13 protein-coding genes (1 of these 13 cut by a window edge) are annotated in these 13,584 nt (G+C 60.4%); 2 read left to right on the forward strand and 11 right to left on the reverse strand.

The genetic code is table 11. The features are described 5' to 3' along the window. From tyrS to smc, 9 genes are all read right to left on the reverse strand, one after another. Window positions 1-165, reverse strand: partial view of a tyrosine--tRNA ligase gene (tyrS, locus tag GPICK_RS10995; protein ID WP_039745679.1) — the 5' end (the start) only. The gene continues 1,059 nt to the left of window position 1, outside the view; 165 of the gene's 1,224 nt are visible here — the first part of the coding sequence; the start codon lies at window positions 163-165; the stop codon falls past the left edge of the window. Window positions 166-179: 14 nt separating this feature from the next. After that, on the reverse strand, window positions 180-968 hold the full coding sequence (locus tag GPICK_RS11000; RefSeq protein ID WP_039743167.1) for a TIGR00282 family metallophosphoesterase: 789 nt from the start codon (window positions 966-968) through the stop codon (window positions 180-182). Next, window positions 958-2,520, reverse strand: coding sequence for a ribonuclease Y (gene rny / locus GPICK_RS11005; RefSeq protein WP_039743170.1), 1,563 nt, complete (start codon window positions 2,518-2,520; stop codon window positions 958-960). Before rny ends, GPICK_RS11000 begins: the two co-directional genes overlap by 11 nt. Beyond that, complete coding sequence (locus GPICK_RS11010; protein WP_039745680.1) at window positions 2,517-3,110, reverse strand: 5-formyltetrahydrofolate cyclo-ligase; 594 nt, start codon at window positions 3,108-3,110, stop codon at window positions 2,517-2,519. Before GPICK_RS11010 ends, rny begins: the two co-directional genes overlap by 4 nt. 355 nt (window positions 3,111-3,465) lie before the next feature. Further along, window positions 3,466-3,747, reverse strand: coding sequence for a cell division protein ZapA (locus GPICK_RS11015; protein WP_039743172.1), 282 nt, complete (start codon window positions 3,745-3,747; stop codon window positions 3,466-3,468). A gap of 5 nt (window positions 3,748-3,752) precedes the next feature. Further along, entirely contained in the window at window positions 3,753-3,929 is a 177-nt protein-coding gene (zapB, locus tag GPICK_RS11020; RefSeq protein WP_039743174.1) for a cell division protein ZapB, read from the reverse strand. A 55-nt stretch (window positions 3,930-3,984) separates the two neighbouring features. Continuing rightward, entirely contained in the window at window positions 3,985-5,052 is a 1,068-nt protein-coding gene (gene ftsY, locus GPICK_RS11025) for a signal recognition particle-docking protein FtsY (RefSeq protein ID WP_039743177.1), read from the reverse strand. Next, entirely contained in the window at window positions 5,052-5,408 is a 357-nt protein-coding gene (locus tag GPICK_RS11030; RefSeq protein WP_039743179.1) for a roadblock/LC7 domain-containing protein, read from the reverse strand. The genes ftsY and GPICK_RS11030 overlap by 1 nt, the downstream gene beginning before the upstream one ends. Window positions 5,409-5,422: 14 nt before the next feature. Further along, window positions 5,423-8,953, reverse strand: a complete 3,531-nt coding sequence (gene smc / locus GPICK_RS11035) for a chromosome segregation protein SMC (protein ID WP_039743181.1) — start codon at window positions 8,951-8,953, stop codon at window positions 5,423-5,425. Window positions 8,954-9,090: 137 nt separating this feature from the next. On the opposite strand from smc, the gene GPICK_RS11040 reads away from it, so the two are divergent. After that, entirely contained in the window at window positions 9,091-10,452 is a 1,362-nt protein-coding gene (locus tag GPICK_RS11040) for a sigma-54-dependent transcriptional regulator (protein ID WP_039743184.1), read from the forward strand. A 151-nt stretch (window positions 10,453-10,603) separates the two neighbouring features. On the opposite strand, the gene GPICK_RS11045 is transcribed toward GPICK_RS11040, so the two are convergent. Beyond that, complete coding sequence (locus GPICK_RS11045; protein WP_039743186.1) at window positions 10,604-11,368, reverse strand: uracil-DNA glycosylase; 765 nt, start codon at window positions 11,366-11,368, stop codon at window positions 10,604-10,606. A 46-nt stretch (window positions 11,369-11,414) separates the two neighbouring features. Here GPICK_RS11045 and GPICK_RS11050 point away from each other — a divergent pair, with 46 nt between their 5' ends. Then, window positions 11,415-12,326 carry a zinc dependent phospholipase C family protein gene (locus tag GPICK_RS11050; RefSeq protein WP_039743189.1) on the forward strand — a complete coding sequence of 304 codons (912 nt, stop codon included), beginning with the start codon at window positions 11,415-11,417 and terminating at the stop codon, window positions 12,324-12,326. A gap of 35 nt (window positions 12,327-12,361) precedes the next feature. On the opposite strand, the gene coaBC is transcribed toward GPICK_RS11050, so the two are convergent. Beyond that, a complete protein-coding gene (gene coaBC, locus GPICK_RS11055) occupies window positions 12,362-13,573 on the reverse strand; it encodes a bifunctional phosphopantothenoylcysteine decarboxylase/phosphopantothenate--cysteine ligase CoaBC (protein WP_039743191.1) in 1,212 nt (403 codons plus the stop codon). Between the last annotated feature and the right edge of the window lie 11 nt (window positions 13,574-13,584).

The following is a 13,584-nucleotide window of genomic DNA, read 5'->3' on the forward strand; positions in this document are numbered from 1 at the left end:
CGTATGCCCCAGATGCAGGTCCGGAGCAGTTGGATCAAAACCTGCTTTTATCTTGAGCGGCACTCCGGTCTTTTCGGATTTGGCGAGTTTTTCCTCCAATTCCTTTTCAATGAGTATTTCGACCGCCCCTCGCTTGATAACTGACATCTGCTCTGCAACAGACATGACCATTTCTCTCCTCAGGAGCACGATAGTGAGATACGCTCGATACCGAGCGACTTACCGCTTGCCTCATCGATTTCAATCACGACGCCGTTGAGTCGCAGGTCTTTCCTTGCCACTTCGAAGCGAGTCGGCATCAGGGTCACAAACTTTTCAATGGCAAGCTCTTTCTTTATTCCGATAACTGAATCGAAGCTTCCGGTCATCCCCGCGTCCGAGAGGTACGCGGTCCCGCCGGCAAGGATTCTCTCATCGGCAGTCTGAACATGGGTATGGGTTCCGACAACGGCACTCACGCGCCCGTCGAGGTACCAACCAAGCGCCACTTTCTCCGATGTCGCTTCAGCATGAAAATCAACAAAAATAACGTCGGTCTGCTCCTTGAGCAGCTCAATTTCTCGATCTGCAGTCCTGAAGGGACACTCGAGGTTGTTCATAAAGACACGTCCCTCGAGATTGAGAATGCCAACCTTGATGCCGCCTGCCGTCCGGGCCACGACACTCCCTTTTCCCGCAGTGCCCGACGGATAGTTGGCCGGACGGACGAGCCACTCTTCTCGCTTGATGTAGGGGAGCGCTTCCTTCTTGTCCCAGATGTGATTCCCACTGGTAAGCACGTCCACCCCAAGCGAATAAAGCTCGCGTGCGGTATCCTCCGTAAGACCAAAACCGCCGGCAGCGTTTTCGCCGTTCGCAATTACCAAGTCGACACAGTGACGGTCCACAAGACGATGAAGTTCGCGGGAAAGCGCCTCTCTGCCCGGCGCGCCCACGATGTCCCCGACGAAAAGAAGCTTAACGGGCATATTCGATTGCCCGGGTTTCCCGGATTACGTTGACCTTGATCTGCCCCGGGTATGTCATCTCTGCCTCGATCTTCTTGGCGATATCCTTGGCAAGGAGTACGGCCCGCTCATCATTGACTTCGTCACTCGAGACCATGACCCGTATCTCCCGGCCGGCTTGAATTGCAAACGAATTATTCACTCCCGTGAACGATCCGGCAATCCTCTCGAGATCATCAAGCCGCTTGACGTAAGTCTCCATCATTTCGCGCCGCGCGCCGGGGCGAGCACCGGAAAGCGCATCGGCAGCCTGCACCAACACGGCAAGCACTGACGACGGCTTCTCGTCCTCGTGGTGCGCCATGATGGCGTGGACAATCTTTGGGGATTCGCCGTATTTCCGCGCCAGCTCTGCACCGATTACGGCATGGGAACCCTCCACCTCGTGGTCAACCGCTTTCCCGAGGTCGTGAAGAAGACCGGCTCGCTTTGCCTGCTTGACGTTGATTCCAAGTTCCGACGCCATGATGCCGCAGAGGAAGGCCACTTCAAGCGAATGCTGGTATACGTTTTGGCTGTAGGATGTACGGTACCGGAGACGGCCGATCAGCTTGAGGATTTCAGGATGAATCCCGTGCACACCCAGATCGAATGCGGCCTGGTCACCCGCTTCCTTGATGGCGTGTTCGACCTCCTCTTCAGCCTTCGTCACAACCTCCTCGATGCGGCCAGGGTGGATCCGTCCATCGGCAATCAGTTTTTCAAGAGCGATCTTGGCCACCTCACGACGAATGGGGTTGAAACCGGACAGAATGACTGCCTCAGGAGTATCGTCAATAATGAGATCTATCCCTGTCGCTGCTTCCAGCGCTCTGATGTTGCGTCCCTCACGACCGATGATTCGCCCCTTCATCTCGTCAGAGGGAAGCGCCACAACCGAAACCGTTTTCTCGGCGACGTACTCACCGGCATACCGCTGAATGGCCAGAGAGATGATCTCCTTGGACTTCTTGTCGGCAGTCTCGCGGGCCTCCTCCTCGATGACCTTGATGCGCTTGGCGGCATCAAGTTTTGCCTCACTCTCCAGAGTGTCCATCAAAATCTTCTTGGCCTCAGCCGATGACATGCCCGAAATGCTTTCGAGTTTGTCCCGCTGCTCTGCAACAAGGGAGTCAAGTTTTTCCTCTTTTTGCCCCAGCGACTGCTCGCGATTCAAAAGCGACTGCTCCTTTTTGGTCAGATCTGCATCGCGTTGGTCGAAAAGGAGCATTTTCTTGTCGAGATTTTCTTCTTTTTGCTGAAGACGCTTTTCCAAGGCCTGAAGATCTTTGCGTTTCTCCTTGGACTCGCGCTCCGCTTCGGCCTTTGCCTGGTAAATCGCGTCCTTTGCCTGAAGCTCAGCTTCTTTCGTGGTGGTCTCAGCTTCACGCTTGGCGTCGTCGACGATCTTGGATGCGAGTTCCTCTGCCTTGCTGACAAGCGAATCGGAAAGTTTCCGCCGCAACAGATTGCCAACAAAAAAACCTGCCCCTCCGGCTACCAGAATAAGAATGATGGCGATTTCTATCTTCAATTTTCCCGTACCTCCTCTGATCTATTGCTAACCGATGGGCGGATCATGCGCCTCTCGGTGATAACCACGTCCACAGCGACATCGTGGGGTTCCCCGGCAATTTCATCCACTAGTTGAAAATCGTAGCAGAAGCCGAAAAGCCTCCCCGTTCCTTCAAGACAGTGCAGCGCCCGATCGTAATATCCCTTGCCATAGCCGATACGTCTGCCGAAGAGATCAAATGCTACGCCGGGAAGGACAATTATATCAGCCCGCCCCGGCGGCAATGCCTCGCCGGTCTGACACGGCTCGAGGATTCCAAACGCCCCTTTCTTGAAATCCCCTTCACTGGCAACTCTTATGAATCGAAGATCCTCGCCACAGACCGCGGGGAGAAACACGTCTTTGCCCGCAGACCAAGAAGCCTCCATTATCTCCCGTGTATCCACTTCACCATGGATTGGCGAATACAGGATAACCCTGCGGGCAAGAACAAACTCGGGGGTTGCGATGAGTGCCTGCTGGGCACGTCGCGCCGCGCATTGTGCCTCAATGACGGGTAACAACTTGCGCCTGGCAAGCAGCAATTGCCTGATGGCTCTTTTGGGCATAATGTGAAGACGGATGAGCGAGGCCGCAACGGGCCGCATAGAGCGGGTACTACCCGCGGGGGGGACTCCGGAGGATGGTGCGAGGAATGAGTGCGTGCTGCAGAAAAGGAACCGGCGAGGGTAACGTGTTATGAGGTGACGAGTTTTTCGTTACGGTGACAGGTATACCCTTTCCCTTGCGGATGAATTCTGCAGACACTTATCAGCAGACAGCCGAGTCTCATACAATCCTGATGCAGGAAACTCACCTGTAGACACTGATCAAACCTTCCAGACCATACCAGACCGCTCTATGGTTAAATCTCCCGAGGGAGATTGTAAAAACGAGGACCAACCATCAGCTTACACCTAACTATCACGACAAAACCCTATCAATTCGCCTGCTCAACCGGATTATCTCAGCCCGTTCAAGCTCCCTTTGCTCTTCAGCCGCCTGAGCAAGAGCGACATACCCTTCCGCCAGATTCATGAGGGCAAGTATGACCGGTATCTGAGGATCACCCACCGGCACCGAAGCCTGGGCTTCGGCCAGTTTCCGGTTTACGAGGGATTCTATTTTTTGTACCTGCTCGGGAGAAGCGGAACTCCTGACCGTTATTTCCTTGCCAAGCACTTTGATGCGGTGTGACGACTTCATGGTCGTCAGATTCCTTCAAGCTTCCTGAGAATGCCGTCTATCTTCCCCTTAATTCCGTCACGCTCTTTGAGAAGTCGGCTGTTTTCTTCCCGGAGAAGCTCATTTTCCCGCCGCAGAGAGGCATATTTTTCAATGAGCGCCTCGATCCGGCCCTCAAGCTCGGCAAACAATTCCTGGTCCATGGAATACCTTTTTTGGAATTCAATAATATTTCAGCCCCCCCCTTAAGTCAAGGCATTATTGGAAAAGTGCCTCCACGAACTGGGCGGGATCGAAGTCGCGAAGGTCCTCCACCCCCTCGCCCACCCCTATGTATCGGACGGGGATCCGGAATTCGTTGCAGATCGCCACGACGATCCCTCCCTTCGCGGTGCCGTCGAGCTTTGTCAGGGCGATTCCGCTGACTTCCGCCGCCTCCTTGAAAAGCCTGGCCTGGGAAATGGCATTCTGCCCCGTTGCCGCATCGAGAACAAGCAGCGTCTCATGGGGTGCGCCGGGGAGCTCGCGCCCCATGATGCGGCGAACCTTCTTCAGTTCCTCCATGAGATTCACCTTGGTATGGAGACGTCCCGCCGTGTCGACAATGAGGATGTCGGCCTTGCGCGCAACGGCAGCCTTGATGCCGTCGAAAACCACGGCGGAGGGATCGGCCCCCTCCTGATGGCGGACGACATCCACCCCCGCCCGCTCTCCCCACGCCTGCAACTGTTCGGCGGCGGCGGCGCGGAACGTATCTCCCGCCGCGAGAACGACCCGCTTCCCCTGCTGGCAGTAGCGAGCGGCGAGCTTGCCGATGGTGGTGGTCTTCCCGACGCCATTCACGCCGATCACCATTATGACGAAAGGCGATGCGGCGGTCGTGTCGAGGGGGGCCGCATCGCGGACGACACGCTTCAGAATCTCCTCCTTGAGCGCCTCCTTAAGGGCAGCACCATCCTTGAGCTCATTGCGGGAAAGACGCTGCTCGAGCGTCCGGATCAGTTCCACCGTGGTCTGGACGCCGATGTCCGCCGTGATCAGGATCTCTTCCAGTCCCTCCAGCGTGTCGGCATCAATCTCCTTTTTGCCGAGCACCAGACGATCAATCCGCCCCACAAGGCTGTCGCGCGTCTTGCTCAATCCCTGTTTGAGGCGCTCAAAGAAACCGGCCTTGCGGCTCTCGCCATCAGCAGCGGAGGGAGAAACCTCTGAAACCGGCCCAGCAGCCTGCTGCACCGGCTCGGTTGAGGTCCCCTCGCCACCGTCATCGCTCCCGGCGATCTTTCCCCAGAGCCCCTTGAAAAAACCCTTTTTCTCTTCGGACATCAGTATATCTCCTTCATCAAGAGCTCGATGGCCTTCCGGAACGGTGGAAGGGCGCGCGCGGAAATCGCCTCGCGGGCCAGCGTCATGACCAGGGAATAATCGTTGCCCACGGCACCGATGACCACGTGCTGGTGCGCCGTGGTGATCACGGCATCCCGCACCGGGTCGTCGAGCCTGCCTTGCAGCTCCTTCACCTGATTAAGGATGATCCCCTTGTGGGCGCCGACGATCTTGAGCTCAAAATCGTCATAGAGAGCGAATTGTTCCACCGCCTCTCCCTCCCAGTCGGCCAGTATCGCCCCGCTTGCGCCGGGTACGGATCGCACGAGATCGGTCAGAATCGCTTTGAACGGCACGGAGAACTCCCTCTCTAGTTAAGTTTCACGGAAACCAGCTTGGACACCCCGGGCTCCTCCATGGTGACCCCGTAGAGCGTGTCGGCAACCGCCATGGTTGCCTTGTTATGCGTAATGATGATGAACTGGGATATTTCACTCATCTCCCGGACCATATCGTTGAAACGCCCGATATTGGCATCATCAAGTGGCGCATCCACCTCGTCGAGAAGGCAAAAAGGTGACGGTTTGATCAGGAAGATGGAAAAAATGAGCGCCACCGCCGTCAGGGCCTTCTCCCCTCCCGAGAGGAGCGTGACGTTCTGGAGCTTTTTCCCGGGAGGCTGAACAATGATGTCGATCCCGGTCTCCAGGAGATCCTCCTCGTTGGTCAGCTTGAGCTCGGCCTTGCCGCCACAGAAAAGGCGCGGGAACACCTCCTGGAATTTCTCGTTCACCAGATGGAAGGTTTCGAGAAACCGCTTGCGGGTGGTGCGGTTGATCCGTTGGATTGCCTGCTGCAGGGCATGGAGCGACTCTTCCAGGTCATCTTTCTGCCCAGACAGGAACGTGAAACGCTCCTCGAGCTCCCGGTACTCTTCGATGGCGGTGAGATTCACTTCCCCCATCTCGTCGATGAGCCGGGAAAGCTCCGCCTGTCTCTGACCGGAAGCGTCCGTATCGACGGGATGGTCGGCATACCTGGCAAGGAGCGGCTGCAGTTCGAGGCGATACTTTTCCGCCAGAGAGGTAACGAGATGATTGAGTTCCAGGGTAAGCTCGGAGAGCTTCAACTTGTGGCCGGCGACGGCCCCCTTTGCTTCCTCGCAGAGAGAGCGAAGCTCCCGCAGCCGCCCTTCCTCTACGCGGAGCAGCTCTGCCAGCGCCTCGAATTCCCGCTTCACCGCAGTACAGGCAGCCTCGGCCTCGGCATGGCCGGCAAGAAGAGTCTTGAGTTCCTCTTCGCCGGCAGTGAGCGTCACGGCAAGGCGTTCACGCTCAGTGCTGCAGGCTTCGCGCTCGAGCCGATGGCGCTCGATGCGGGTCCGGAGGTCGCCGAGGAGCTCCTCGGTACGCTTCATGGCACGCCCCGCGGCCTCTTTTTTCTCGCGAAGCTGGGCACTCCTGACCTTCAGTGAGGTAACCGCCTCGCGGGCGGAATCGATCTGCCGCTTGCGAACCGCCAGACTCTCCTGGAGACGCTCGAGCTCCGCTTCGAGCCCCGCCTTGCGCTCCTCCCGAATGCTGCGGCGGCTGTCGGCCTCGGCCATCTCGCCTTCGAGGGTTTCCCGCTCCTCCCGGAGCTGGTCGTCCTCCATGCCGGTGACGGTAATCCGCTCCTCGATCCGTTGGCACTCCTCCCGGACACGTTGAAGATCATTCTCCGCATTCACCAGTTGCAGGTCGGTCTGGTGAAGCTCCTGACGCAGGTCGCGAAGCTCTTCCTCCACCCCTCCCCGCTCGGCCCGCAACCGGTCCCGCCCGGCCTCCAGTTCCCGGACCTGCTCGGTCAGCCGTTCGGTTGCGCCGGCGAGTTCTCGAATCTCCCGTTTCTTGTGGACGAGCCCCTGCCCCGCCCCATCGGCCGAGCCGCCGTGAACGATGCCTCCGCCAAAGGCCACATCCCCATGCAGGGTTACGAACGTGCAACGGGGGAAGCGGCGGGAGCGTGAAACGGCATCCGCCAGATCATCGGCCAGATAGACGTCGTGCAGAAGCGGTTCCACCGCCGCCCGCCGCCCTTCGCCGATGGTGACCCGCGACAGAAGCGGTACAGAGTCCGGCGGCGGGAGCGGGCGTTCCCCCGCCGCCAGAGGGCCGGCAACGAGGGTACACCGACCGCTGCCATTCTCCCGGAGAAAGGCCACCGCTTCCAGGGCATCGGTATCGCCGTCGCAGAGGACGTACTGGAGCCGGTCGGCAAGGACCGCCTCCAGGGCCGCTTCCAACTCTCCCTCCGTCTCCACGAAGTCGGCCAGGACCCCCCCGAACCGCCCCGCGAACCGCTCGGCCAGAAGCAGGTTCCGTACCCCCTGGCCATAGCCGGCGAACTGGGCCTCCAGTTCCTGGAGCGAATGGAGGCGCGACGAGGTGCGCGAAAGCTCCTCACGGCGAGCGGCGAGTTCTCGCTCGCGGTCGGAGAGAGCGCTCCTCAGCTCCTCTTCACGGCGGACCAGAAGCGGAATCTGCTCCTGAAGCTCTTCCTTGCGGCGCGAAAGCCCCCCGACCGCCCCTTCGAGCTCGTGGGCCTTTCCGGAGGCATCGACGAGCCGCTCCTGAAGGAGGGTGCTTTCGCGTCGGTTTCGCTCGGCACGCTCTGCCAGCCCCTCCAGCCGGCGGGCGGCGGCATTGCGCTGGTTACTGAGCTGGGCCACCTCGGAGAGGAGGGAGAAGAGTTCGCGCCGGACCTCCTCCAGGGAAGAAGCGAGCTCCCGCTCCGCCTCGGACATCTCCTCAAGCTCCCGCTCACGGGCCTGAAGGTTCCCCTCCTCGTCGGCAGCCTCGACGGAAAAGGCACCACTCTGCTCCAGGAGGCGCTTCAACTCCTCCTCGGCCGCGACCACCTGCCCTTCGAGGCCGGCAAGCTCCGTGACGAGGCGCTCTTCCTGGCGTTCGAGGGCGGCAAGCTCCTTGCGCTGGAACTCGATACGGCTCTCGCAGGCCTGCACCGCGCTCCGGTGCCGGAAGATTCCCTCCTGCGCTTCGGCAACCCCCCGTTCCCGCTCCACGAGGGCCATGCGCTTCTCTTCCAGGAGAAGATCCCGCTGGCCCAGGTCCGCCGCGAGGGTTCCATCTCGGGAGACGGCGTCGCGCAGCCCCCCCTCGACCCGCTCCTTTTCGGCGTTGAGGGCCACGAAACGCCTGACGGTGGCGGCGATTTCGATCTCCTTCAGCTCTTCCCGGTACTCCCTGAACTTCTCCGCCTTCTTCGCCTGGCGCTGGAGGGAGTTAAGCTGGCGCTTGATCTCGGCAAGGATGTCGCCGATCCGGAGAAGGTTCTGACGGGTCAGATCGATCTTTTTGAGGGCAACCTGCTTCTTGGCCTTGAACTTGGTGACGCCGGCCGCCTCTTCGATGAGGAATCGCCGCTCTTCGGGCTTGGAGTGGAGGATCATCCCGATCTTCCCCTGCTCGATGATGGAGTAGGCCCGGGCACCGACGCCGGTATCCATGAACAGCTCGGTAATGTCCATCAACCGGCAGGGGGTCTTGTTGAGGAAATATTCGCTCTCGCCGTCGCGGTAAAGACGGCGCGTCACCTGGATCTCGCTGTAGTTCAGGTACTTGGCCGGCACCCGCCCGTCTTCGGTGGAGAAGACCATGGAGACCTCGGCCATGCCGACCGGCTTGCGGAATTCGCTGCCGCCGAAGATGATGTCCTCCATCGACCGTCCCCGGAGGTTCTTGGCCGACTGCTCCCCCATGACCCAGCGGATTGCGTCGACGACGTTGGACTTCCCGCACCCGTTGGGGCCGACGATCCCGGTCACCCCCTGCTGGAAATCCAGCGAGGCCCGGTCGACGAACGATTTGAATCCGGATATTTCGAGGCGTTTGATCTTCATAAACCGGGTTATACTAGCAAAGGAGCGCCGCGATTGCAAAGGCAAACCGGGGAGGCCCGGGAGGGGGGCAGGACGGGTGGGACCTTGCCAAAAAGGGTCGTTTAATGCTATTTTCAGGCCAGCCTAGGAGGGTTTTCATGAAAGAACGGACAAAGATCCTTCTCATCGACGACGAAGAGTCAGGACGCGAGGCCCTGACCCTTCTGCTCAAGGCAGGGGGACATCACGTCAGCGGTTCCGCCTCGGGTGCGGAGGGATTCCAGCTTCTTGGCCGGGACAAGTTCGACATCGTCATTACCGATCTTTTTCTCCCCGACACCAACGGTATCGACATCCTCAAGAAGGTCAAGGGGGACTCCCCCCTTACCGAGGTCATCCTCATCACCGGCCACGCCTCAGCCGAAACGGCCGTCCGCGCCATGAAGGAAGGGGCGTTCGACTACATCACCAAGCCCCTCAACTTTGACGAGCTCAAGATCATCATCGCCAAGGCGGTCGAGAAGCGCCAGCTTCTCACCGAGAACGTCTATCTCAGAAAGCAGCTTCGCGACAAGTTCGAGTTCGCAAACATCATCGGCACCGCGCCATCGATGCAGCAGGTATTTGCACTCATGAAGCGGATCGTCAAAACCGACTCCACGGTCCTGATCACCGGTGAATCCGGGACCGGCAAGGAACTCGTCGCCAAGGCGATCCACTTCAACGGCCAGCGTCGGGACAAGCCATTCGTCGCCGTCCACTGCGGGGCGATTCCCGAGAATCTCCTCGAGAGCGAGCTCTTCGGCTACGTGAAGGGGGCCTTCACCGGCGCCATGCGGGACAAGATCGGGAAGTTCGAAGCGGCAACACAGGGAACCATCTTTCTGGACGAGATCGGCACCATGCCGATGCAACTGCAGACCAAACTCCTGCGGGTACTCCAGGAACAGGAAGTGGAGCGGGTCGGCTCCACCCGCCCCGTGAAGATCGATGCCCGGATCGTTGCCGCCACGAACCTGAATCTGGCCGAAGAGGTCAAGAAGGGGACCTTCCGGGAAGACCTCTTTTACCGGCTCAACGTCATTCCGCTGCCGCTGCCGCCGCTGCGCGAACGGGTCGAGGACATCCTGCCGCTGGCGAAGCATTTCCTCGCCAAGTACTGCAAAGAGATGCGCCGCCGGGCCATGACCCTGACAAAGGAAGGCTTGGAGGCCCTGGAGAGCTACCAGTGGCCGGGCAACGTCAGGGAGCTCGAAAACCTCATGGAGCGGGTGGCGGCCTTGACCGAGGAGGACTCCATAACCCTGCAGGACCTTCCCCCCAACATCAGGGAAGAGTCCCTCACCCGCGTCACCGAAAAGGGGGTGGATCTCGTCAGGACCCTCGCCGAAATCGAGCGGAGCATGATCAGCGACGCCCTCGCCCTCTCCGACGGGGTGAAAGCCCGGGCGGCGGCACTCCTGAACCTGAACCGCACCACCCTCGTGGAGAAGATGCGGCGGCTTGGAATGCCGCTCTAGCCCCCTCGAACCGATACGGCAAATACACCAACGCCCGGATGCCGAGGGGTTCTCCCCACCGGTATCCGGGCGTTGCTTCATGCCGTTTCGCCACCTGCGCTGCCTGCCGTCACCCCGAGTCGTAAAGATCTTCGTACATCGGGACCATCCCTCACTTCTTCCGGGAATTTATCGCGATCCCCAACCGCCCCATGACCAGCTTCATGTCATCCCAGACCTCGCGCTTCCGTTCGGGGTTGCGCAGGAGAAACGCGGGATGGAAGGTCGACATGAGAGGGATTCCGTGATAATCGTGGAACGTTCCGCGCAGCCTCGATATCGGCTCCTTGGTGTTCAGGAGCGTCTGGGCGGCAAAGGTGCCGAGGGCAATGATCGCCTCCGGCGCAATAGCCTTCACCTGCCGGAGCAGGAACGAACTGCACGCCTCGATCTCCTCGGCGTGGGGGTTGCGGTTCCCCGGCGGCCGGCACTTGAGGACGTTGCAGATGTAGACCTCCTCCCGCGCCAGGCCCATGGCCCCGATGATCTTCGTCAGGAGCTGCCCTGCCTCGCCGACGAACGGTTCTCCCTGGAGGTCTTCCTCGCGGCCGGGTGCCTCCCCCACGAAGAGAAGCCGCGCGTCCGGGTTGCCGACACCGAAAACGAGCGTCGTGCGCCCGGCACCGAGGGCACAGCGCTGGCAGTCGCCGAGATCGCTCCGGATGTCGTCGAGGATCTCCCGCCTCTGTGGCGGCGCCGAAACCGCACACTCGGATTCAGCCGGCAGAGGCTGGGATATTGGGGGGCGCGCAGCCTCAAAAGCCTGAGCGGCACCTTCGGGGGCAAAGGGAAGCCCCTCCACCCCGCTCTCCTTCAGCTCCTCCAGATAACGCCTGAGCGATGCAAGCGTCGCCCGTGTCCCGTCATCCGCCTGCATGGCAAACCCCTTTACTTTTCACTAACACTCCAATATCTTTATACATATGCTCATCCTGCCCTTTGCCATCCTCGCCGCCGCCCTGCTCGCACCGTCCGATGCCTTCGCCTGGGGAGCCGGCATCCATCTCCAGCTGGGGACCGCCGTCATCAACAGCCTGCAGTCGATAAACCCCGCCATTGCCGCAGTCATCGGCGAATTCCCCCATGACTTCCTCTACGGCTGCATCGCGGCTGACATCACCCTCGGCAAGAAGTTCACCCATTACTTGCAGCACTGCCATCGCTGGCGCATCGGCATGAAGGTGCTGGAGTACGCCTGGAACCCGCCCCAGAAGGCCTGCGCCTACGGCTACCTCTCGCATCTCGCCGCCGACACCGTGGCCCACAACTACTTCGTCCCCTTCAAGGTCATGCGGAGCTTCTCCACCCTCACCCTCAAGCACGCCTATTGGGAGATGCGTTTCGAGACCTTCGTGGACCGCGATATCTGGGAAACGGGGAAGCAGGTCGCCCGGGAAAACTACAAGGCCAACGATGCGCTGCTGCGCAATGTCCTCTCGGACACCATCTTTTCCTTCGGCACCAACAAACGGATCTTCAACTCGATCCTGCTGGTGAGCCGGCTCGAAAAATGGCAGCAGGTGATGAAAACCCTTTCGGACTCGTCGAGCTACGTCCTCGAAGACGAGGACCGCTTCGAGTACCTGGGGCTCGCGCAGGAGGCGGTCTTCGACTTTCTGAACCGCGTGGAGCACTCACGCTTCTATCTGGCGGATCCGACGGGGGAACGGGCCCTTGCAACGGCGGAAGCGGTGCGCAAGAACCTCCGCCTGCTCTACCGCAGCGGAAAACTCGACCGGGAAGACGCCCTCTCGCAGGTAGAGGCGATGAAATGGCGGCTGAAAGAGGCCATCTGGGCCCCGGAGAAGCTTCTCCAGATTCTCTCTGCCGAATAGCTGCTCCCCGCTTCACCCCCGGCCGCTTTTTTGCGTCACCCCTCCTGGCGCGACTGCTTCTGCCGCAATGCCGCCACCCGGTCAAGGATCAGATCCGCCATCGCCCCCTTCGTCATGAGGGAAAGCTCCTCGACGGTGCCGTCACGGAAAAGGAGCTTGGCGATGTTGGTCTCCACATTGAACCCCGCCCCCTCCAGGCTCACGTCGTTGGCCACCATGAGGTCGACGTTCTTCTCCGTAAGCTTGATGCGGGCATTCTCCAGCAGTTCACCGGTTTCGGCGGCAAATCCCACCACCACGCGGTCGCCTTTCATCCGCCCCACCTCGGCGAGGATGTCAGGGTTCTTCTCCAAATCCAGCGAGAGGGAATCGGTGCGTTTCTTGATCTTGGCGGCACTGCGGGTCGTCGGGCGATAGTCGGCGACTGCCGCCGCCTTCACGACGACCGTGCTTGCCGGAAGCTCCGCCATGACGGCATCGCGCATCTCCATGGCAGACTCGACCCGCACCACCCCGATCCCCCACGGATCGGGCAGGCACGTGGGGCCTGAGACCAAAACGACCTCCGCCCCCCGCCGCCAGGCCGCCCGGGCGATGGCATACCCCATCTTCCCCGATGAGTGGTTGCTGACGTACCGGACGGGATCGACCTCCTCACGGGTCGGCCCCGCGGTGACGAGAATCCGCTCGCCGGCCAGGTCCGGGGGGGTGAGTACCCGCCGGGCCTCTTCCACGATCACGGACGGCTCCTGAAACTTCCCCTCCCCTTCCCAGCCGCAGGCAAGCATTCCCCGCGCCGGCTCCACGAAACGGTAGCCGTGGCGGCGCAGCTTCTCTTCGTTCTCGCGGTAGATGGGGTTTTGGTACATGTTGACGTTCATGGCGGGGGCGATGAGGACCGGCGCCCTGGTCGCCATCACGGTGGTGGTGAGCATGTCGTCGGCAATGCCGCCGGCAAGCTTGCCAATGACGTTGGCCGTGGCCGGGGCGATGATGAAGAGATCCGCCCGGTCAGCCAGGGAGATGTGGCCAATCTCCCGTTCGGAGATGAGGTTAAAAAGCTCCGTGGTGACGGGGTTCATGGAGAGGGTCTGGAACGTGAGGGGAGTCACGAACTCCGTGGCCGACCTGGTCATGATGACGTGCACCGTCGCCCCCGCCTTCGTCAGCAGGCGCAGCAGCTCCACCGCCTTGTAGGCGGCGATGCCGCCGGTGACCCCCAGTACGATTTGCTTGCCGTTCAGCATCACGCCTCCAC

The sequence above is a fragment of the Geobacter pickeringii genome (assembly GCF_000817955.1).
GTDB lineage: Bacteria > Desulfobacterota > Desulfuromonadia > Geobacterales > Geobacteraceae > Geobacter > Geobacter pickeringii.

Excerpts from the sequence above, each read along its gene's own strand:
- GPICK_RS11000 (WP_039743167.1), bottom strand. The coding sequence starts at position 968 with ATGCCCGTTAAGCTTCTTTTCGTCGGGGACATCGTGGGCGCGCCGGGC.
- GPICK_RS11010 (WP_039745680.1), bottom strand. The coding sequence starts at position 3,110 with ATGCCCAAAAGAGCCATCAGGCAATTGCTGCTTGCCAGGCGCAAGTTG.
- GPICK_RS11015 (WP_039743172.1), bottom strand. The coding sequence starts at position 3,747 with ATGAAGTCGTCACACCGCATCAAAGTGCTTGGCAAGGAAATAACGGTC.
- zapB (WP_039743174.1), bottom strand. The coding sequence starts at position 3,929 with ATGGACCAGGAATTGTTTGCCGAGCTTGAGGGCCGGATCGAGGCGCTC.
- ftsY (WP_039743177.1), bottom strand. The coding sequence starts at position 5,052 with ATGTCCGAAGAGAAAAAGGGTTTTTTCAAGGGGCTCTGGGGAAAGATC.
- smc (WP_039743181.1), bottom strand. The coding sequence starts at position 8,953 with ATGAAGATCAAACGCCTCGAAATATCCGGATTCAAATCGTTCGTCGAC.
- GPICK_RS11040 (WP_039743184.1), top strand. The coding sequence starts at position 9,091 with ATGAAAGAACGGACAAAGATCCTTCTCATCGACGACGAAGAGTCAGGA.
- GPICK_RS11045 (WP_039743186.1), bottom strand. The coding sequence starts at position 11,368 with ATGCAGGCGGATGACGGGACACGGGCGACGCTTGCATCGCTCAGGCGT.
- GPICK_RS11050 (WP_039743189.1), top strand. The coding sequence starts at position 11,415 with ATGCTCATCCTGCCCTTTGCCATCCTCGCCGCCGCCCTGCTCGCACCG.
- coaBC (WP_039743191.1), bottom strand. The coding sequence starts at position 13,573 with ATGCTGAACGGCAAGCAAATCGTACTGGGGGTCACCGGCGGCATCGCC.